Source organism: Paenibacillus sp. GCM10023252, assembly GCF_042653305.1.
Taxonomy (GTDB): Bacteria; Bacillota; Bacilli; order Paenibacillales; family Paenibacillaceae; genus Pristimantibacillus.
Window position 1 is genome coordinate 1 of the sequence record NZ_JBHSHW010000028.1, and the last position, 21,855, is coordinate 21,855.

Consider the following 21,855-nt stretch of genomic DNA (forward strand, 5'->3'; position numbering starts at 1 on the left):
CTCTCCCTTATCTATAGAATAATAGATTGTTAGGAGAGACTCCAGTTCCATTACGGGGCCTAGGAGTTTATGCACCTATTCCTCGCACTCTCCCCACTAGAGGGCTGGATTAGGTGCATTTCTGCACCTATTCCCCACGGGGAGGTCAGGGATCGTCCTTCCCGCTAGGTATGCGGCAGGACGGGCAGCTAACCCGCTCAGTCGCCCGATCGCAATACCCGCGCTCGATCACCGATCGCACTGCCCGCCCAATCACCCAACCGCACTACACGATAAATCGCCTGCTTGCACTACCCAGCCGCACTACCCGCTCAATCGCTCAATCGCTCAATCACCCGACCGCACTGCCCGGCCAGCCGGAACCAATACAATTATTGCGCTTCCGCCATATTGTCCTTCGTGATCGCCTTGTAGTTGATCCACACATACTTGCCATCGGTAATCTCGTAGCCCGTGTTGTCCTTGGAAGGCGTCTCGCCCTTCGCCAGTACCGCCGACAGAGCTGTCGTCGCTGCGCCTTGGTTCTTCGCGTCATTCAGTACCGTTCCGAGCAGCGTACCCTCTTGCAGCGCTTGCAGAGCTGGAGCAGTTGCATCTACGCCGACGACCGGCATGAACTTGTTGTCCTTGAAGTAGCCCTTCGCCTTCAGCGCTTCAATGGCACCCAGCGCCATATCGTCATTGTTCGCCAGCACCACTTCAATCTTGTCGCCCTTGGATGCGAGGAACGAAGCCATCTTATCCTGCGCCTTCACGCGGTCCCACATCGCCGTGTCTTCGGCCAGCTTCTCGACCTTCATGCCCGCATCCGTAATCGCTTGGATGGAGAACTGGGTGCGAAGCTCCGCGTCCTGGTGGCCCGGCTCGCCAGTCAGCATCACGTATTGAATGACGCCGTCCTTGTTCTTATCCGCTTCAGGATGAGCCTTGAAGTAATCAACGACGAGCTGGCCTTCCATCGTACCGGACTGCTCCGCCTTCGCACCTACATAATAGACCTTATCCCACTTCTTCATGTCATCTGCCATCGGCTCGCGGTTCAGGAAGACGACCGGGATGTCTGCTGCCTTCGCCTTGTCGATGATGACGCCTGCTGCCGTGCGGTCGACCGGGTTGACTGCAATCGCTTTATATTTCTTCGTGATGAAGAGATCCACCTTATTGTTCTGCTCCGGCTGGGAATTCTGGCTGTCGACAATGTCGACCTCCGCCTTGCCCTTAGCTGCGTCTGCAATGGAGGCGCGTACACCCGACATGAACGTGTCATCGAACTTGTAGATAGCGACGCCAACCTTCGGCAAGTCCCCGCCCCCGCCCCCATTCGTACCACCATTTGCAGCACCTGAATTCGTATTATTGCCGGCATTCGATGAACAGCCTGCTGCCAGAACCATAGATGCGGCTAGTACCGCTAAGATCGTCTTTTTTCTCATCATGATCAAGACCTCCATAAGGATATAATGTATAGCTCTTGCTTCCTCATTATCAGCGATGACAAGGAAGAACGACATGCAATATCCTGCTCAGTTCTATCGATATTCTCATGTCTTCACACTTGCAAGAGTCATCTCACCTCACGAACGGGAACAGCAGCTTCTGATTGTCCGACCAGAACATATTCTCCTGATCAATGACCTTCGTCTCCGTATTGAAGCGCCGCTCCAGCTTCTTCCCATCCAGCGCCTCCACCGCATTCTTCACCCCCAGATACCCGATGTTAAAAGGATTCAATATGATCGTCGCCTCAATGACTCCCTCTTGCATTAGGGCAATATCCTCCGGTGTGCTGTCGAAGGTGACCATCTTCACTTGACCAGCCAGCTTCATATCCTGAATCGTCTCCGCCACTCCAACAGACGAGATCGCATTCATCGCCACAATGCCCTTCAGCCCGTTATGGATGACGATTGCCTTGCGCGTCAGCTCGGCGCACAGCTCCTGATTCGTATAGCAATACTGCTTCGTAACGATTGTAATGTCCGGATGCTTCGCCAGCTCATCCAGCAGCCCCAGCTCCCGCTGCTCAGCGTTCTGCTGTCCTTGCTTGAAGCCCATGACGGCTACCTTGCCCTTGCCGCCAATCGTCTCCGCCAGCTTAGCCCCCGCCTTGCGGCCCGCTTCATAGTTATCGATGCCGATATATGCGCGCACCTTGCTCGAATGCAGCTCCGTGTCGATGGCGATGACCGGCCTATCCTCGGGCACGATATCATCCACCGCCTCCGACAGAGCCCGGTCGTCGTTCGCAGCAAGGACGTAGGCCTCGGCTCCCTCATCAGCGCTCCGCTTCAGCGCCTTCACCTGCTCGTCGACATTCTCCTCATCGGGCGGTCCGCTGATCGTCAGCTCCACACCAAATTCCTTCGCCGCTTCCTCAGCTCCTCTGCGAGCTACTCGCCAGAAGTCTGCCTGGTCTGAGCGGAGGATAAGCGCGATCTTCCGCTTCGGTTCGGTCGCCGACAGCTCCGGACTGGCGGAGCAGCCGGACAGCAGCCCAAGCAGCAGCCCCGCCGCCAGCACGACATGGACGATCCGCACTCTGCGCACAATTCGCACGACCCGCTTGAGCCGCATGATCTTCATGTGCCGCTCGATCCGCTCGATCCGCTCGATCCGCACAATCCCCATGATCCCCATGATCCGCACGATCCCCATAATCCGCATGAACCGCCCGCTGCGGCCTTTGCTACCTCTCCTCATCGCTTGTCCTCCTCTCCCAGCAGGGCAGGGATGTGGATGCTCACATCCGTCCCTTCCTCCAGCTCGCTCGTGATTCGCAGCCCGTATCGGCTGCCATAGTACAGCTTGATTCGCTCATTCACATTCCTCACGCCGACACCAGACCCCTCGCTGTCGGACTTGCTTCCTGGCAGCTGCACGATTGAGGCGGAATGAGAGGAAGAGAGCAGTGTTGCCAGCTTGTCCGGGGCCATGCCGAGCCCGTTGTCCCGCACATGGAAGATGACCTCCTCACCCTCAAGTGCTGCTGTTATGACAATCTCCCCCGGATCTACCATCATCTCAATGCCATGATAGATGGCATTCTCAACGAGCGGCTGCAGAATCAGCTTCAGTGTCCTGCGCTTCAGTACCGCTTCGTCTGCCGTAATCGTGTAGGTGAACTTGTTCTTGTACCGGAACTTCTGAATGACGAGATAATTCCGTACATGCTCCAGCTCCTCCTGCACCGTGATGCTGTGCTTACCGCGGCTGAGCGAGATGCGGAAGAAGCGCGACAGCGCCGTAATCATCTCGATGACCTCCTCGCTCTTGCCGCTGCCCGCCATCCGAACGACTGAGTTCAGCGTATTGTAGAGGAAGTGCGGATGGATCTGCGCCTGCAGCACCTCCAGCTCCCCCTTGCGCTTCGCTTCCTGCTCTTCAATAATCTGCTCGGTCTGCTCCCGAATGCGCCCCACCATAATGTTGAAGCGGCGGGACAGCCGCCCGACTTCGTTGTCTCCGTTGACAGGCAGGTAGATGTCGAAGTCCCCCTGCTCGACCTTCGCCATCGAGCGCTCCAGCCGCTTGATGGGATTGGAGATTCTCGCCGACATATAGGCGGAGATGAGCAGCACGAACACCAGCACGAAGGGCAGGAGCCACAGCATGAATCCGCCAATATTGCGTTTGGTCGTGATGATCTCGTCCATGAACGAGACTCCGACGATTTTCCAACCTACGATATCTGTCGTCTTAATCGTGATGAGCCGGGTCTCCCCCGCGGAATGATCAATGTAGGTACCGAATGTATACTTCAGCGCCTGCTCCACATTCTCATACTTCAGGCCGCTGTAGATGAGCTCCTGCTGGGGGTGATAGACGATGTTGCCGGCCGACTTGTCAATCATATAGACGTAGCCCTTCTGCCCGAGTGACACCTTGCGCAGCAGCTCGTCGATCGTCTTGAAGTTAATGTCGATGACCAGCACAGCATCCACGCGCCCGCGTTCGTCCGCATACGTAATACCCTTGCTCATGGAGACGACCCACGTATAGCTCCCCCGGAACAGATTCTGAATATGCGGCAGGGAGAACGACAGATGATTCGGATTGTCCAGCGCCGACGTGAACCAGCTCTGCTCGGTCACTCTCGTGTTGCTGCGCATCGGCTGCTCCGGGTAGTTCGCGATGGATACACCCTTCGGGGTGAAAATCGACACACTAACAAGATCCTCTCTGGTCCTAAGAATCGTCTCCAGCCGGTCTCTCAGCTCCTCCGTCGGAACACCTCCCGTGCGCAGCACCTCTTCATCCGCGAACTCGAACGTCTCCGCCATTCCCTTCAGATACACCTCCAGATTGGCGTTCACCTGATCGACAATCTGCTGATTGTTAAGGAACGTATTCTGCTCGGCCGTCTCCGAGAACTTGTTGTACAGCACGAAGCTGACCACTGTCATGACGGTTAATGTAATCAGCATGATGGCCAAGGTAATAATGAACTGGATACTCTTCACCCGCAGGGTGTCCGTAATGACGGACAGCAGCCATCGGAAGACTCGCAGGACGAGGCGAATCATGAGGACCCCCGCTCCAGCCCCTGGCGGTATTCCTTCGGCGATTGCCCGCAATACTTGCGGAAGGCGTAGCTGAAGTAGTTCGGCTCCGCGAACCCGACGCGCTCTGCGATCTCGAACAGCTTCAGATCCGTCGTCCGCAGCAGCTCCTGCGCCGCTTCCATCCGGATCTGCTGCAGATACTGCACGAAGGTCACCTTCATCTCCCGCTTGAAGATTCCGCTGAAGTACCCCGCGCTAATATGCAGATGGCTGCACACCTTGGATATGGAGATATCGGGACTCGCATAGTTCTCCTGCGTATAGTCCTTCGCCTGATCGACGAGCGAACGATAGGTGGACTGCCGCTGGCTGGCAATATGCTGCATCAGGCCGCGGCATAGCTGAAGGATCCAGTCCTTCGCTTCCTCCACATTGTTGAAGCCGCGAATGTCGGAGAAGGGATCGAAGTCCGCACCGAAGATCTCGTCCATACCCGCCTCCAGATCCTTCGCAGCGGTCAGAATGGACGTCACGATCTCCACAAGGAAGATCTGATAGTCCTTCACCGAGATGGTCGCATCGGTGACGCCGGTGAACAGCTCATCGACGGCTTCCTTCATCTCCTGCGGCGTCCCGACCTTCAGCCCGCGGAGCAGCGTCCGCTCCTTCAGCTCGTCGAACCTCAGCTTGTTCACATAGCGCGACTCCACGTCCTCGATGCAGATGACCTTGTTCGTGCCAAGGATCATCCGGTAGTCCAGCGCATAGCAGGCGTCTCTGTACGAATAGTGAATGTCCGTCGGCTTATCCCCCACGGTGCCCACTCCGATCGTAATGGTCAGCTTCAGGTAGCGCTCCATGCTCTGGCGAATCTCCTCTACTACACCCAGCGTCCGCTCCATGACCGCTTCACGGCTGCCCGTCTGGCTGATCGCCAGCAGAACGATCTGATCCTGATGCAGGAATACATAGCCAATTCCGTGCTTGCCTGCAATCTCCTGCGCGATGTTCAGGACGGCGAACAGCTGCAGCTGCCGGTCCTTCGAGTCCTTGAGTGACAGCGGCTCATCGGATGTCTCCAGTACCGCAGCTGCCGGTTGATCCATGCTGAGCACCGACACAAGGTAACCGCTTCCACCAAGGTCGAGGTCATAGCTCTGCTGCTTGTCCTGAATATCCTTCAGCCGAAGCTTCGTCGACACGAGCGACGACAGGAACACCTCACGCAGCACCGGCAGACTTCTGCGGTAATGCTCCTCCAGCAGGTGCACGTTCTCGCGGTCGGCGGTTTCTTGCTGCAGCTGCTTGCTTATTTTCACCAGGGCATCGATCAGCTCCTGCGAGGAGAACGGCTTCAGCACATACTCGTCAATCTGCAGCTTCACGGCCTTCTGTGCATATTCGAACTCATCGAAGCCGGTCAGGATGATCACCTTCGTCCCGGGATGATGCCGGCGAATCCACTCCGACAGCTGCAGCCCGTCCATGAAGGGCATCTGAATGTCGGTGACGACCACATCGGGCACCTCCCTCTCGAAGCAGTCCATCGCATCCTTGCCATTCTCCGCCTTATCTATCACTTCATAACCGTATCGGTTCCACTCCACCTCATGCAGGATGCTCTCGCGCACATCCTCTTCGTCCTCGACCAGCAGCAGCTTGTACATGACGTCGTTCCCCCTTCAGGCGATGCGTAATTATGCTCAACTAGTATGAGACATATTGCTGCGCTTGGCTAGTGGGAGTGATTAGGACAGGTGCCGGCCCATGTTGGTAATAGAAAAAGGCAATCCCGCCAGCAGAACACAACTCTGCTGGCAGGACTGCCTGAATAGGTTGCAGCCGAGCCGCTTCAAGCGCATGAATGGCACTTCGCTCTAAGGCCTGAGCCGGACTCGACGAGTCTGAGCACATGGGCTGGGCTAGGCTGGGCTGGCTTACTGGCCAACGAAGTCAGCCTTGCCGTTATCGCCGCTGGAAGGCGGTGCGCCAGGTGCTGTAACGTTGCAGATAATGAGCTTGTACTTCCCACCTGGTGCCATGTTCTGGTGGAAGGTCAGAACGAAGCTCTGATTCGAATCCACTCTCGGTACAATCTTCACCTTATCAGCGGTTAGTCCGTTGCTCGGCTTGACGGCATCGGTCTTGCCAAGCGTGGCAATACCAATAGGCGTCTCATCGGTCTGGCTCTGAATCCAGTAATTCGCAGGATCTATCGCCTTCGCTCCGTCCACCGGCTGGTCATAGGTCACCTGCAGCTGATTCGGCCCGATCTGCTTCAGCTCGGACAGCATGGGGACGGCGTCCTTATGCGTGAATATGGGACCCTCCGCCGCATCCGTCATCAGTGGCACCGCTCCGATTCCGAATCCTAGAGCCAGCATACAGGTTAAGAGCATTCTGGCAGCATACCTAATCATAGTTACACCCTCCTCATGTCTTGCTTATATATTCCAACTAGAAGAGTGTGCCCTGGGGGAAGGTTCATTATGCTGCACACACCAGTCAGGGGAGAGAGAGCCATCCCGTCATCATATCGCCATTGTGCTAGGGAATAGCTCCCTATACAATAGAAAGCGCATCATAATATTCCATATGGAGGCTGGGTATGTACACATTCGGAATGATTCGCAGCGCGATTCTTGAGGCGGAAGGCAACAGCGCCATTCTGCCCGAAGCGCGCTCCCTAGACGCATGGCGCTCTATCCGCGGCCAAGCGTATATGCAGAAGCTGCTGAAGGAGATACGAGAGTCCGCTGACCGCGCCAGAGAAGAACCCATAATCGCTCTGCCATTCGACTCCTTCCATAAGTTCGAAGCCATCGGAACCCGTCTTGAATATGAGCGTCCGTACTTCCGCCGCCGCGAGCGGCTGCTGGCCTTAACTCTAGCGACGCTCATGGATGAGACGGATGACTATCTGCCAGCCTTGGAGAATCTAATCTGGGACATCTGCAGCGAGTACACGTGGTGCGTGCCTGCACACTTGCCGCATTCCCTTGAGCAGGTGAAGAGCGGACGCATTCCGCCCGAGTCGATCGTCGACTTGTTCGCAGCGGAGACCAGTCATGCCCTCGCCGAGTGCATCACACTGCTCGCTGGACGGCTGAATCCGTGGATCGAGTATCGGGTACGCAGCGAGGTGGAACGTCGTGTGCTGCAGCCGATTTTTCACCATCCATCGCACTTCCACTGGGAGTCCTCAACGGCGAACTGGTCATCCGTCTGTGCTGGTGCTGCCGGTATGGCGGCCATGCTGCTGGTAGAGGACCGTGAACGGCTGGCTGGCATGATAGACCGGGTCATTCGCGCAATGGAATGCTTCCTGCAAGGATATGGAGAGGATGGCTGCTGTCAGGAGGGTATTACTTACTGGACTTACGGATTCGGCTATTATGTCTACTTCTGCGATATGCTCGATGAATATACAGGCGGGGCACTTAATCTGCTGCAAGGGGACAAGATACGCAGCATAGCGTCCTTCCCTGCCTATGCCAGTCTGGGCAGCCAGAAGTTCATCAACTACTCCGACGCGCCGGAGCAGCACCATCTCCATACTGGACTGCTCAGCAGGCTGCACAGCCGGCTGCAGCAGCCGCTTCCTCAGATGAACCAACTCGCTCCCTTCCATACTGACGGGTGCTATCGCTGGCCTCATGTGGTCCGAAGCCTGCTGTGGACAAGACCAGAGCTGCTTGAGGAGCCTGTTCCTGCGGGAACCCACCTATTCGCAGATGCAGGCTGGATGGTGAATCGTCAGGTTACGGATGCCGGGGTATACGCATTCTCGGCGAAGGGCGGGCATAATGACGAGCCTCATAACCATAATGATCTAGGCCACTTCCTCGTACATATTGCGGGAGAGACGCTTCTTGCTGATCTCGGAATGGGGCTCTATACGAAGGAATACTTCGGACCGAACCGTTACAGCCTTACCCACAACAGCTCGGAAGGACATTCAGTGCCCGTAATTAATGGACATTGCCAAGGTACAGGCAGAAGGTATGAGGCCGTCATAGCGTCATACGAGGGCCATATTCATACCGCTTCCATCGAGCTGGATCTGACACGCGCCTATCCGGATGAAGCAGGATTGTCCCGAATACAACGAGCCTTTAGATGGAGCTCTAATTCCGACAACGATCAGCAAGCTGCCCTCCATCTCATCGATACATTCGAATTCGAGGCTGACAACAACACGGTTGAAGAGTTATTCATCAGCCTCCACTGCCCGGTAATCGATCACTCCTCCATTACATGGATTGGGGAGAAGGGCTACATCACTCTCCGATGCCAGGGGGCTGGGAGTGCGGTTGTCGAGCAGCTGGCAGAACGTACGCATAAGGATGAACCATTAACGGTCTACCGCACAAGAATCAAGCTGGACGGGCTGCCGCGGGCGGCTCAGGTTGAGATGACGTTCACCGCAGCAGTGAAGGAGAAGTAGCTATTTCACCATTTGTCATGTAACCGCCATTTGGGACAGAAGGTCATATAACCGCCATTATATCAACATATTCGCATTGTCGCCCCTATCGTACGGTGTTACGATAGGGGCGACTCATTTAAGGAAGCGCTTCCACAATAATGAGCATCACGTTCAAGGGAAAGGAGTGATTGACGATCAAGACGCAAGTGTCGCCATCGCCATCTGCCGCATCATCAACTAAGAGAGACAGTCTACTCGCGAGCCGGCTGAAGCAGTACCGCTTGCACAAGTACATGTTCCTCATGCTTGCTCCTGTGTTACTCTATTACGGAATTTTTCATTATGGACCGATCTACGGTGTGATGATGGCATTCCAGGACTTCAAGCTGCTGAAGGGGCTGTCGGGAAGCGAGTGGGTTGGACTCGATAACTTCAAGCAATTGTTCAGCGGGATGTACTTCCTGCCTGTACTCAAGAACACGCTGATTATTAACTTCTACAAGCTGCTCTTCGGATTCCCGGCTCCCATCCTGCTCGCGCTTATGCTGAACGAAGTGATGAAGCCGATGTTCAAGAAGGTCGTTCAGACCATCAGTTACTTGCCTCACTTCTTGTCCTGGGTTGTCCTCTCCGGTCTCCTCATTGAGATTCTGTCTCCAAGCCGGGGTCCAATCAACTATATAATCACATCTCTAGGTTACAAGCCCGTGTTCTTCATGGCGAGCGTCGATTGGTTCCGTACGATTCTAGTCACCTCGGAGATCTGGAAGCATGTAGGGTTCCAGACGATTATCTACTTGGCAGCGATTGCAGGCATTAATCCCGAGCAGTATGAAGCCGCAGATGTAGATGGCATCAGCAGGCTGCGCAAGATGTGGTACATCACGCTGCCCTCCATCGCTCCGGTTATTGTCATCATGCTTATTCTATCATCCGGGTCCATCATCAACGACGACTTCGAACAGGTATTCAATATGCTTAATGCCAAGGTCATGAGTGTCGGAGACGTCATCTCCACCTATACCTACTCGGAAGGGATTGCTAAGATGAATTACAGCTACGCTGCTGCAGTTGGATTGTTCAAAAATGTCGTAGCACTCGTTCTTGTCCTCTCTGCCAACGCAATAGCAAGGCGGTTCAGCGATGACACGATTCTGTAGGAGGGTTAGCCCATGAAACGATCTTCATCCATTACCGACCGAATCGTCATTGGAGTCATCTACGCCCTGCTCAGCCTGCTGACGGTATCAACGCTGCTGCCCTTCCTGCAAGTACTGACGGTGTCGGTTAGCCCTATTGAAGTCATCAACAGCTACGGTCTGCATCTCATCCCGACAGCCTTAGACTTTACCGGCTACAAGCAGGTGTTCCAATATGACCTGATCTGGCAAGCGTACCAGAACACCTTCGTTCGTACGCTGCTAGCTACCTCGCTGACCGTTATCCTTACGTTCATGGGAGCTTATCCCCTGTCCAAGCGAACACTCCCCAACCGCAGGCTGTGGACCGGGGTAATCGTGCTGACGATGTTCTTCTCCGGCGGACTTATTCCGTCGTATCTGCTAGTTAAGGAATTGGGACTGATCAACTCCATTGGGGCGCTGGTGCTGCCGGGGGCCATTAATACCTTCCTGCTGCTCATCGTGCGCAACTTCATATCCGCTCTGCCTGACAGCTTGGAGGAATCTGCTAAGATCGACGGTGCGAATGACCTGTACATTCTGTGGAAAGTCATTGTCCCGCTGTCTATGCCGGTACTCGCTACAGTCGCGCTGTACACAGCTGTTCACCATTGGAACGCCTGGTTCGACAGCATGCTGTACATGCAGACGGACAAGAAGCAAGTGCTGCAGCTTATCCTGCGCCGAATCATTCTGGAAGGGCAGCAGATCCCGGTTGGGGGAGAGATGCAGGCACAAGCGCAGAATCTGGAGTCCATGAAGATGGCCACACTCGTTGTTTCTATTGTTCCGATATTGTGCGTCTACCCGTTTCTTCAGAAGTATTTTGTCCAAGGGACGCTGCTTGGCTCGGTTAAGGGTTGAATGTTCCATAAAAATTAATAGGGGGTAATCTATTCATGAGATCTTACCGTACTCAAGCTTCATTGCTGCTCGTAGGCTCACTCTTAGCAGGAGCTCTCACCGGTTGCAGCGGCTCAGGCAATTCCGGCAACACACCGAGTCCCACGCAGAATGCAGCAACCGCAGACCCGAAGGAGCCCGTCACGATTGAATGGCTGGCTTACAACAATTACGGAGAACCGGATCCGGACTCCAAGATTCTGAAGATGGTGGAGGAGAAGTTCGGTGCTAAGTTCAAGGTATGGTATCTCGATAATCAGAAGTACAACGAGCTGCTGAGCATCAAGCTGGCGGCAGGAGAGATGCCGGACACCCTGCGCATCACCGATGATATTCCGAAGCTCGTCAACAATGGCGTACTGGCGCCGATTGAGGAAGAGACCATTCGCAAGTACGCCCCGAACTATGCCAAGCTGGTCGATTCTTATCCAGATGCCTGGCAGCGGGTAACGTACGAGGGCAAGCTGTACGGACTGCCTTATATTAATATCAATGGCGATTATCCAATGGTTACGGTATGGCGCGAGGATTGGCTGCGGAATGTTGGCATCACGAAGACGCCTGAGACGCTGCAGGAAGTGGAAGAAGCGCTTACCAGGTTCCGCAACAATGATCCGGATCAGAATGGCAAGAAGGATACGTACGGCATCTCAGACTATGCCTTGCCGAGTATTCTAGGCGCGTTCGGGAAGCCTGGCATCTCCAGCTTCAAGGGTGCCATTAAGAACTCAGACAATCTCGACTATATCGTGAAGGATGGAGTCATCTCCTTCGCCGCTATTCAGCCTGAGATGAAGGAGGCGCTCGCCCTGCTGCAGAAGTGGTACAAGGCAGAGCTCATCGACCCTGAATTCATCACTTCGGAGAACACCAGCGGCTATTGGGCTGATTCACAAGCACTATATAACAACAAGATTGGCATGACCTCTGGCGGCATGTTCTACCACTGGCGCAATGAGATGAACCCGGATAATCCTGATGATAAGGGCGGGACGCAATACCAGAACTTCCTGAAGTCCCAGCCGAATGGCAAGCTGGTGCTCGGCAAGGCTCCCGTTGGTCCAGACGGCAAGTCGGGCAATGTTCAGTGGGGCGTGCACGGTCTACCCTTCGGCCTGACAACCAAGGGAGCAAGCAATCCGCGAATCGTGGAGACGTTCCTGAGAATGATTGAGGCTACCATATCGGATTATGATTACTTCATGCTGGCCTTCCAGGGTATAGAAGGGGAGGATTGGACGGTGAAGAATGAGATGGTCGTGAATCTAAAACCCCAATTAGGTGCGGCTGAGAGAGCGAAGAAAGGGATTGCGATATTCAATGTCATAGAAAGTCCGGAATATACCAAAAAGAATGACCCATTCACTTATGCATTCGCAGATAAATATAAATCGACAGGCTATACCCCTCCGATCACACCAACTGTTGAATCCTACGGCAAAAACAAGACCAATCTTGGTAAACTGGTCGTTGATTCGTATCTTAATATTATCCTGGGAGAAGCCAGTATTGACAGCTTCGATACCTTCGTCCAGACCTTCAAGGCCAATGGCGGAGACTTGGTAGAGAAGGACGTCAACGAAGAGTACAAGAAGATGCTCGGCAAGTAGGCCGGGAGGGATGCCGAGCACGCATGTCGAACAACATTAGACGATGATTGCGAAGGAGGCCTGTAGAATCTATGAGACAATGGATGATGAACAATCCCTTCTTCGCACGAATCTTCCTGTTCAATGCGCTGCTGGTGCTCCTTGTCACCTTGGTATCGCAGGCAGTCGTTCTTCAATATGTGCTGCCTGCCTACCAGGAAGAGATAGAGACTTATAATGTTCAGAGCGCCACTCACCTTCGCAGCACCATTGATCAGCAATTAATTAATGAAATGTTGAGAACGGTGAACCGCAGCTTCACCGACTTCTACACCTATAACGAAGCGTTCTACGAAGCTACGAATGACGTCAGGGGCAACACCAAGGCACTGCTTGATGCGATTAGGAAGCTGGACCAGATTAAGAGGGAGCTCCCGTTCGCACATTCGGTTGATCTGTATTACCCGAGAACCAAGCTGCTATTATTCGATTCACGCTTCTGCTATATGGATAACGAAGGGTGCAGCCCTGCGATTCAAGCAAGCTGGAAGAGCATTCTGCAGAAGGCTAAGGACAATGTAATGTGGTTCCCTCCGTCAGCAACGAGCTCCTCCGAAGAGGGAAGGTATGTCACTTACCTGCGAAGCATCCCGTATTCTGCACCTATCGACAAGCGTCAGGCCGTTATTCGTATTCAGATTGATGTGCAGCTTATCGGGAAGATGCTTCAGCAGATGAAGCCGAATACGGATGGCATGCTTCTAATCGTTAATGAGGACGGGGATATTCTCGCACACAATCAGAACAACTCACTGGACCTGCATGGCTTGTCCACTAGCCCTGCCATAAGGCAAGCTGTCCGTAACGCTGAGAAGGATGAATTCGCAGCCAACTGGCATGGTGAATCGTACATGATCTCCATGAACAAGTCGGAATATAACCAATGGCGCTACTTGTCTCTGGCACCTAGAGATGTGTTATATGAGAAGGTGAACAGGCTAAGGACCATTCTATATGCCTTAGGCGGATTGGTGGTGTTGGCCGGCATCCTTGGTTCGTATGTACTGACGCGTAAGATCCATAAGCCCATTAATCGTGCGATTCGTACGTACTCCAATACGATTACGCATCTGAACGAGACGATTGATGCCAATAAAGCGGTCATTCGACATCATTATATATGGGGTCTTCTGCAGGGCGAGCAGCAGGTGAACACGTCGATCACCCAGCAGGCCCTAATCGGTTCAGCGTTGCAAGGCGGGTATGTTACGGGGTTCAATATCGAGTATCCCCTCAAGAGCAATCCGCAGTTCGAGAGTGAGATGGTGCAAGTGTACCGCCTGATTGAGGAATTGGAGCAAGCACCGAGCGAGGGTCAGGTATGGGCAGTAAGAGGACAGAGCGGTTACATACACGGCTTCATCTATACGGAGAATGCCGCTCCTATGCGGGAGGCCATTCAGCAAGTAAGCCTCCTATTAGCGGCATGGGCTCAGCAGGAACAGGCAGGCGTGCAGGCGGTGCTTGGCATAGGCACAACTAAGGAGATGGAGGAAGGCGCTATCGCCGCAACCTTCCAGGAAGCGCAAGAGGCCGCGAAGTATAGCTATCTGTACGAGGATCGGACTCCCCTTGCTTATGAGGATCTGGATGTGGCGAACAGGGGGCAGATACAGTCAGACCGGGCCTTGCGCTTGTTGAACGAGCTGGAGCAGGGTATACGCGTCGCTGATGAGAGGGCGTTGCTGCGGCTAATCGACACCGTTGTGGAAGATATACGGATAGAGCATTATACCGTGTCGTATGTGAAGCATCTTCTGTTCGATATGGTATCTACTCTGCGCAAGACGCTGCAGTCGCTTGGCTTCAGTACTTCCGCTATGTTCGGGTCAGATATTCGTGAGCAGTTCCGAGCACTTAGGGGACTGCGCGCGGTTCAAGAATGGATGGGCAAGCTTGTCAGCGTCGCGATTGCCCATATGGAAGAGCGGCGCAGAAGCAGCGAGAGCGACCTGCAAGTGAAGATTCGTTCCGCTATTGAAGAGAGCACGTTCCGCGAGCTCAGCTTGGAGCACATCGCTTCCCAAGTTGGCATCAGCTCCGCTTACTTAAGCCGGGTGTTCCGCGCAAGCAGCGGAATGACGTTCACCGAATACGTGACGGATCGCAAGCTGCAGGCCGCGTTGCACCTGATTGAGGAGAAGAAGCTGTCGGTACTGGAGATTGCCGCGGAGCTAGGCTATAACTCCCCGAATCACTTCATTCGCATCTTCAAGGAACGATACGGGCAGACGCCCAAGCAGTACCAGAGGGGCTGTGAGCCTGGGGGGACCCGCTCGGAACAGATGGAAGACACAGCCACAGTCAAGAATCCTCCGGCTTAATCGAATCATCGTCAAGCGTAATGCGGCTATAAAAAAAGGCGCTGACCTCGCGGTCAGCGCTCTTGCTCATGTTCTCGATTACCGTTACCGGCTGGAAGCCGCGGCGGCCATCGGGTACGGATGGTCGGCCACGACCGGAATGGACTTCTTGATCAGCTTCTCGATGTCCTTGAGGTACGGGAGCTCTTCCCGTTCGCAGAAGGAGATGGCGATTCCGCTTAGACCCGCGCGGCCAGTCCGGCCAATCCGGTGAACGTACGTCTCGGGAAGGTTCGGCAGATTGAAGTTGATAACATGAGACAGCTCATCAATATCAATGCCTCTCGCTGCGATATCCGTCGCCACCAGGATGCGAGTGCTGCCGCTCTTGAAGCTGCTAAGCGCATTCTGGCGGGCGGTCTGCGACTTGTTGCCATGGATGGCGGCGGCGGTAATACCCACCTTGTTCAGGCCGCGAACGACGCGGTCCGCTCCGTGCTTCGTGCGAGTGAAGACGAGGGCGGAGACGATCGCCTTGTCCTTCAGCAGATGGACGAGCAGATTCTGCTTGTTGTCCTTGTCCACCTTGTAGATGGCCTGCTCGATTCGCTCTGCCGTAGAGGATACGGGGGTAATCTCCACCTTGACCGGATCAACCAGCAGCGTCTTCACGAGCTTAGAGATCTCGGGAGGCAGCGTCGCGGAGAAGAACAGCGTCTGGCGCTTCTTCGGCATCAGAGCGATAATCTTCTTCACATCGTTGATGAAGCCCATGTCCAGCATGCGGTCGGCTTCGTCGAGTACAAGCACTTGTATGTGCTGCAGGTCGATATGCTTCTGGTTAATGAGATCAATCAGCCGGCCTGGCGTAGCGATGACGATATCGGCTCCCTGCCGCAGCGCTTGCTCCTGCTTCATCTGCGAGACACCGCCAATAATGGCTGTATACCGCAGGTCAGTGAACTGTCCGTACGCTTGCATATTCTCCAGAATCTGCAGAGCCAGCTCTCTCGTCGGGGTCAGAATGAGCGAGCGCACTTGGCGCTTCCCGCTCCCCTTCCGCGGCTGCTGACTTAGCAGCTGAATAGTAGGCAAGGAGAACGCGGCGGTCTTCCCGGTTCCCGTCTGCGCACAGCCGAGCAGATCTCGGCCAGCCAGCACAGCTGGAATCGCCTGCTCCTGAATCGGTGTAGGCTGCGTATAATTCTCTTTGGTTAACGCCTTTAAGATAGCTGGCGCAATATTTAAGTCATTGAAGTTCATGAAGGTCTCCTATTTTATACAATTATTTTCTATTCTGTCCAGGATCGAATACATAAGGATACCACACTATTGCACCCATCGGCTCGTCTTCCCACAAAAAGGCATCCTCAAACAGAAATGACTGTTCGAAGATGCCTTACTACATTGCAGCTTATCATGCTTATATTGCTATGCCATATTAAGCTTCCTTCATCTGCTTGCTGCGCAGCTGACCGCAAGCAGCGTCGATGTCGGCGCCGTGCTCGAGGCGGACGCTGACGCTTATTCCTTGCTTCTTCAACGTGTCGTAGAAGGCTGTAATGGATTCCTGTGTGCTGCGCTGGTACTGGCTATGCTCATCGACCGGATTGTACGGAATCAGGTTCACGTTAGCAAGAGCGCGGCGGGTATCCCCGATCAGGGCGGCCAGCTCCAGAGCATGCTCCCGCTGGTCGTTCACGTCCTTCAGCAGGATGTACTCCAGCGTGATGCGGCGATTGGTCCGCTCCAGATAGTAGTCAATCGCATCCATCAGCTTCGCAATTGGAATGGCACGGTTAATCTTCATAATCCGTGTCCGCAGCTCGTCATTCGGCGCATGCAGCGACACCGCCAGATTCGTCTGCAGGTCGCTGTCCGCGAATTCACGAATCTTGTCCGCCAGCCCGCAGGTCGACACCGTAATATGCCGAGGCCCGATGGCCAGTCCCTTGTGGTCCTTAATGACCGTGATGAAGTTCGACATATGCTCGTAGTTGTCGAACGGCTCGCCGATGCCCATGACGACGACATGGCTGACCCGCTCGCCCTGCTCCCTGCTGTCTAGATTCAGCTGCACCTTCATAATCTGCTCGACAATCTCGCCGCTCGTCAGATCCCGGCTCTTCGCCAGCAGTCCGCTGGCGCAGAAGCTGCAGCCGATGTTGCAGCCCACCTGCGTCGTGACGCAGACCGACAGTCCGAACTTGTGCCGCATCATGACGGTCTCGATGAGGTTGCCGTCGCTCAGCTTGAACAGGAACTTAATCGTTCCGTCACTCGATTCCTGCTTCGTATGCTCGGTCAGCGTCTGGATCGCGAAGCTGTCCTGCAGCAGCTTGATCGCTTCCGCATGCACACCCTCCATTGCGGCGAAGTCCGTCACCCGCTTCCGATAGAGAAGCTCCCATACTTGAACGGCTCGAGATTTTTTGTGCCCGCGCTCACCAAGCCACGCGGTTAATTGCTCTAAGGTTAATCCATAGATGGATGGTTTTATTGGGGTAGGGGTTTCTACGTGAGTCGACATGTGTTCTTGTTCCTCTTTTCCAATTGGTGCTCCTCTATAGATTCTATCCCAATCGGGCAAGTGACACAACATGGCTGTGTCCCCTTATGCTTCAGTCCACACTTCCTAGTTGCTCACTTGACTTCCTCATTGTTCAGTTATAAACTATCGTCATGGATAAAAACATTCGCTCTAACGACAACGCCGTCATGATCTGGCTAAGAATGATTCGCATTGCCCAGAAGATAGGCCGCATGGCCGAATATCCGCTGAAGGAGCGGCAGATTACAGCGCCTCAGCTGTCCCTGTTGAACCAGCTCGCTGCCACGGACGGCATGATGCAGCAAGAGATTGCAACGCGTCTGGCGGTGACCAAGGGGAATGTCAGTCAGCTGATCGACAAGCTTGAGGACGCCGGCTACATTATGAAGAAGCGACAAGGGCGCTCCGCTTCTGTCTCCCTATCCGAACAGGGAAGAGCCTTCCTCCAGGAAGTAATACCTGACCATGACCAGTTCGTATCGGACAAGTTCAACGTCTTAACGGAGCAAGAGAGAGAAGAGCTGTTAAGACTTCTTCGCAAGGTTGATCAGAGCTTGTAGACAGAGTTTGCAGATTATTTTTTTTTGATTATATTGTTTAGTTCTAAACAATTAGAGAACAAGGGAGAGATTGCAGATGAAGATGATGAGAGTATTAGTGGTTGGAGCAACCGGCAGCTTGGGAGGCAAGGTAGTGAAGGAACTTCTGACTAGGGGGAAGCAGGTACGTGCCCTGGTGCGCCCAGGAAGTGATGCCTCTTCCCTCGAAGCACAAGGGGTAGAGATCGTTCGAGGGGATCTGACCTTGCCGGAGACACTGGCTCCTGCACTGAACGGCATGGATGCGTTAATTACAACCGCCATTGGGTATTCGGGTCGGCGCCGCGGTGACAGCCTGTCGTCTGTCGATGACCATGGCAACCGCAATCTGGTGGACGCTGCAGCGAAGGCGAAGCTGCGACTATTTGTGTTCACCAGTATTCTGGCGGCGGATCGGGCCTTGGATGTGCCTCATTTTCACCAGAAGAAGCTAGTTGAGGATTACTTGAAGGAGAAGCAGGTTCCCTTCGTGTCCTTGCGGCCTGGCGGATTCTTGGACACCCTGCTCACGGCTGAAGCTGTGAGGAAGGGAACCATTCGGACGATGATCTCCCCGGACGCGTCAGCGAGCACGATACTCTCAGAGGACGTAGCGCGGGCACTTGTCATGGCGCTCGATCATGAGCAGGCCCATGGACAGATTATCGATCTGGGAGCGAAGCCATCGGTCAGTATTGGTCAGCTTGCGGCCCTGTTGAGCAAGGAGCTGAAGCGGGAGATTAAGACGTCGACACCTCCGCCCTGGCTGGCGAAGCTGTTATTCTCCTTCATTGGGCTGTTCAATCCTATGGTGAAGGGTCTTGCTCCATCCGTCCGATTCGTTGAATCAGGCAGCTATGTGGCCGATCTGACGAGACAAGAGCAAGTATTCGGCCCAGCACCATCCATCGAGGACTCGCTGAAGCGATGGATCATCCGTGAGGGACTAAGCTATGAAGGGGGGAACAGGCCATGATGAATCGATCTACAGCTGTCATTACAGGGGGAACAGACGGGATCGGCAGGGAGATGATTGGACCGCTGCTGGAGCAGGGGTTCAAGGTGCTGTTCGTCGGCCGGAACGCGATGAAGGGTTCTCAGGTGGCGGCTCAGCACGCAGCCTATCATGATCAGCTTGTCTACATCCAAGCCGATCTGAGCCTCATGAAGGAGGTTAACCGTGTGGCAGAGGTAATCATCCATCACTGTCCGCAAGGTCTGGGGCTGCTTGTGCACAGTGCGGGAATCATCTTGCCTAAGCGCGATCTGACCGAGGATGGCATCGAACGAACGTGGGCGGTGGATTACTTAAGCCGATATTACCTGACTGCCTTGCTCACGGATAAGCTTATTCAAGGCCAGCCGTCACGGGTCATTACGATTGCAGCCTCCAGTACAAGGAAGGGGAAGCTTCATTGGGATGACTTGGAGGGAGCGATGAGGATTGGCGGACTTAAGGGACTCGGGCAAGCGCAGTACGCGAATGATGTGTTCATCGTTGAGCTTGCCCGAAGGTTCAAGGGTCAGCAGGTGCAGTGTCTCGCTGTGAATCCCGGAGCCGTAGAGACACAGATTCGCCGCGAGCTCCCGCAGGCTATGATGAAGCTCATGGGCTTCTTCTTCCGCTCCTCTGTGCTGAATGCGCGGGAGGGTGCCGAGGCCCCGCTCCAGCTGGCCTTGTCGAAGGAGATGGATAGGATAATGGGCTCCGGACAGGCCGGGCTCTATCATCGCCAAGCGAAGCTCAGCATCTCCCCTGACCGGGCAGACGCAGCCGTTGGTGCTCGTCTGTGGGAGCTGAGTGAACGAATGATTCATCGAACCATGACGAAGGGGAGAGAATCACGTTGATTCTTCCCGTCGGTCTTCATCTCTGCCTATCTCAGCGAATCAACGAATCAACGAATGAGCGGATCAGCGGATGCTCTCCTGCCGATACTGCCGCGGTGTGACTCCCGTCCACTTCTTGAAGGCACTCTGGAAGGCGCTTGGCTCGGAGAAGTGCAGCAAGTAGGCAACCTCCCCGATCTTGTAATCCGGCTGGACCAAGTAACTGAACGCCAGCTCCTTGCGGACCTGATTCAGCAGCTCCTGATACGTTGTCTGCTCCTGCTGCAGCCTTACTTGCAGAGTTCGCACACTCATATGCTGAGCACGCGCCGCTTCCTTCAAGCTAGGCAACGCCTTCGGCAGCTGCTTCAGCAGCCACTGATGCAGCTCATCCGAGAATTGCCGGCCCTGTACGAGACGGCGTCTAGCCTCCTCGGCCATCGCTTCGAACGTCGCTAGCAGCTTGGCATCTGAGAATAAGACAGGATAGTCAAGCACTTCCCTCCGGATTCGGAAGCTGCTCTCAGCAGCCTCGAACTCCGGCACTACACCTAGCACATCGGCATACGCCTGCTCCCCAGCTAGCGATGGCAGTGCATGGGTGAACCGTACCCCTTGCAGCGCGATGGGACGGCATGCCAGCCGCACCATCAGATGATACAGTGAGCTGGTCATATCCTCCACGCAGTGACGAGCCGGAGGCCGATGCGGATGGTGATACGTAATGGTCAGCACGACGTCATCACCATCCGGCTCCCAGTGGATATTATAATTGTTGCAGACGAGGGCATTGTACCTCTGATAGGCAGCCAGCGCCCCGCCAATCGTCCCTGAATGCAGCATGACATAGCCCACGATTCCTAGGTCGGCTACTTCTACACTCTGACCCTGGTGCAAGCCGAACAGCTCATCCGAGACCATCGCAGCAGCTAAGTCCGTTAGTCGCTCGTAGTGCTCATCCTCCACCTTCGCTTCCGTATCACGGAGCAGCGCCACGTCGAACCCAGCCTTCTCTATCCATGCATCCTTATCGAGGCCCTTGTCTACCAGCGTCCTCAGTATAGGATAGACCATGGAGACACTCACTCCGATCTCCGCTGTATAGCTCGGCCTGATTGACTCCTGATCCGCCGCGAGTCTTGATGGCATGACTTCAGCACCTCCTGCGTGATTGAATAACATTCCGGCATCCTTCATCATATTCCATGGACTTCCTCTAGATTATGCTTAATCTATCTTATCACGTACGAGGAGGAAGGAAGAATATGGGTAGTAAAATAATGATCGTGAATGGCAATCCAAGTGCAGCAAGCTATAGTTCAGCCTTAGCTGAAGCCTATGAGCGGGGTGCGACGGCAAGCGGAGCGGAGGTGCGCAGTCTGCATCTCGGTTCGTTAACGTTCGATCCGATCTTGAAGCATGGCTATCAGCAGCGGATGGAGCTGGAGGACGACCTGCTTCGAGCGCAAGAGATAATTAAGTGGGGAGATCACCTCGTCTTCGTCTATCCAATCTGGTGGGGCACCACACCAGCGCTGCTGAAGGGATTCTTCGATCGCGTGCTGCTGCCAGGCTTCGCCTACCAGACCCGTCCGAACTCCATGACCTGGGATAAGCTGCTTAAGGGGCGGTCCGCCAGGCTCATCGTCACGCTGGACACCCCTTCCTGGTACAACCGCCTCCTATATAAGCGGGCCGGGCATCAAGTGGTGAGGCGCAATGTCCTTCAGTTCTGCGGCATCAACCCGGTGCGCATCACCGAGCTCAGCCCGATTAACTCCTCCACAGAGCAGCAGCGCGCGAAGTGGCTCACTGAGGTGGAGGAGCTGGGACGGAAGCGCGGGTAGGCGACAGCACAAGAGCAGCAAACCCCTAGATACTGCGGGGTTGCTGCTCTTTTTTCACTAACAATTAGCCAGTTCTCTTAAC

General features: G+C 54.6%; 16 protein-coding genes and 1 pseudogene. 9 read left to right on the forward strand and 8 right to left on the reverse strand.

What is annotated here, in order from left to right; genetic code table 11:
• Positions 1-371: 371 nt before the first annotated feature.
• The 5 genes from ACFO9Q_RS15715 to ACFO9Q_RS15735 form a co-directional block, all read right to left on the reverse strand.
• Entirely contained in the window at positions 372-1,433 is a 1,062-nt protein-coding gene (locus ACFO9Q_RS15715; RefSeq protein WP_379183935.1) for a galactose ABC transporter substrate-binding protein, read from the reverse strand.
• A 136-nt stretch (positions 1,434-1,569) separates the two neighbouring features.
• Entirely contained in the window at positions 1,570-2,700 is a 1,131-nt protein-coding gene (locus ACFO9Q_RS15720; protein ID WP_379183710.1) for a substrate-binding domain-containing protein, read from the reverse strand.
• Entirely contained in the window at positions 2,697-4,523 is a 1,827-nt protein-coding gene (locus ACFO9Q_RS15725) for a histidine kinase (RefSeq protein ID WP_379183712.1), read from the reverse strand. The genes ACFO9Q_RS15720 and ACFO9Q_RS15725 overlap by 4 nt, the downstream gene beginning before the upstream one ends.
• Positions 4,520-6,169, reverse strand: coding sequence for a response regulator (locus ACFO9Q_RS15730; RefSeq protein WP_379183714.1), 1,650 nt, complete (start codon positions 6,167-6,169; stop codon positions 4,520-4,522). The genes ACFO9Q_RS15725 and ACFO9Q_RS15730 overlap by 4 nt, the downstream gene beginning before the upstream one ends.
• A gap of 270 nt (positions 6,170-6,439) precedes the next feature.
• Positions 6,440-6,922, reverse strand: coding sequence for a hypothetical protein (locus ACFO9Q_RS15735; protein ID WP_379183716.1), 483 nt, complete (start codon positions 6,920-6,922; stop codon positions 6,440-6,442).
• A gap of 188 nt (positions 6,923-7,110) precedes the next feature.
• Between ACFO9Q_RS15735 and ACFO9Q_RS15740 the strand changes: the two genes are divergently transcribed.
• The 5 genes from ACFO9Q_RS15740 (at position 7,111) to ACFO9Q_RS15760 (ending at position 14,988) form a co-directional block, all read left to right on the forward strand.
• Positions 7,111-8,949 (forward strand): hypothetical protein, encoded by a 1,839-nt coding sequence (locus ACFO9Q_RS15740; RefSeq protein ID WP_379183718.1) that lies wholly within the window; start codon positions 7,111-7,113, stop codon positions 8,947-8,949.
• Between the two features lie 170 nt (positions 8,950-9,119).
• Positions 9,120-10,091, forward strand: a complete 972-nt coding sequence (locus ACFO9Q_RS15745; protein WP_379183720.1) for an ABC transporter permease — start codon at positions 9,120-9,122, stop codon at positions 10,089-10,091.
• Positions 10,092-10,103: 12 nt separating this feature from the next.
• Positions 10,104-10,976, forward strand: a complete 873-nt coding sequence (locus tag ACFO9Q_RS15750) for a carbohydrate ABC transporter permease (RefSeq protein WP_379183722.1) — start codon at positions 10,104-10,106, stop codon at positions 10,974-10,976.
• A gap of 35 nt (positions 10,977-11,011) precedes the next feature.
• Positions 11,012-12,625, forward strand: coding sequence for an extracellular solute-binding protein (locus ACFO9Q_RS15755; RefSeq protein WP_379183724.1), 1,614 nt, complete (start codon positions 11,012-11,014; stop codon positions 12,623-12,625).
• A gap of 71 nt (positions 12,626-12,696) precedes the next feature.
• Positions 12,697-14,988 (forward strand): AraC family transcriptional regulator, encoded by a 2,292-nt coding sequence (locus ACFO9Q_RS15760; RefSeq protein ID WP_379183726.1) that lies wholly within the window; start codon positions 12,697-12,699, stop codon positions 14,986-14,988.
• 102 nt (positions 14,989-15,090) lie between these two features.
• Here the strand turns inward: ACFO9Q_RS15760 and ACFO9Q_RS15765 are convergent.
• A pseudogene (locus tag ACFO9Q_RS15765) lies at positions 15,091-16,230 on the reverse strand (DEAD/DEAH box helicase); the annotation flags it as partial.
• A 178-nt stretch (positions 16,231-16,408) separates the two neighbouring features.
• Complete coding sequence (gene rlmN / locus ACFO9Q_RS15770) at positions 16,409-17,497, reverse strand: 23S rRNA (adenine(2503)-C(2))-methyltransferase RlmN (RefSeq protein ID WP_379183729.1); 1,089 nt, start codon at positions 17,495-17,497, stop codon at positions 16,409-16,411.
• 152 nt (positions 17,498-17,649) lie between these two features.
• Between rlmN and ACFO9Q_RS15775 the strand changes: the two genes are divergently transcribed.
• From ACFO9Q_RS15775 to ACFO9Q_RS15785, 3 genes are all read left to right on the forward strand, one after another.
• Complete coding sequence (locus tag ACFO9Q_RS15775) at positions 17,650-18,078, forward strand: MarR family winged helix-turn-helix transcriptional regulator (RefSeq protein ID WP_379183731.1); 429 nt, start codon at positions 17,650-17,652, stop codon at positions 18,076-18,078.
• Positions 18,079-18,154: 76 nt separating this feature from the next.
• A complete protein-coding gene (locus ACFO9Q_RS15780) occupies positions 18,155-19,072 on the forward strand; it encodes an SDR family oxidoreductase (RefSeq protein WP_379183733.1) in 918 nt (305 codons plus the stop codon).
• Positions 19,069-19,947: an SDR family NAD(P)-dependent oxidoreductase gene (locus ACFO9Q_RS15785; protein ID WP_379183735.1), complete on the forward strand. Its 879-nt coding sequence runs from the start codon at positions 19,069-19,071 to the stop codon at positions 19,945-19,947. Before ACFO9Q_RS15780 ends, ACFO9Q_RS15785 begins: the two co-directional genes overlap by 4 nt.
• A gap of 63 nt (positions 19,948-20,010) precedes the next feature.
• Here ACFO9Q_RS15785 and ACFO9Q_RS15790 read toward each other — a convergent pair whose 3' ends face one another.
• The gene (locus tag ACFO9Q_RS15790; RefSeq protein WP_379183737.1) at positions 20,011-21,075 is read right to left on the reverse strand and encodes an AraC family transcriptional regulator; all 1,065 of its coding nucleotides are present in this window, start codon (positions 21,073-21,075) and stop codon (positions 20,011-20,013) included.
• Between the two features lie 116 nt (positions 21,076-21,191).
• Between ACFO9Q_RS15790 and ACFO9Q_RS15795 the strand changes: the two genes are divergently transcribed.
• Complete coding sequence (locus tag ACFO9Q_RS15795) at positions 21,192-21,773, forward strand: NAD(P)H-dependent oxidoreductase (protein WP_379183739.1); 582 nt, start codon at positions 21,192-21,194, stop codon at positions 21,771-21,773.
• Positions 21,774-21,855 lie beyond the last annotated feature (82 nt).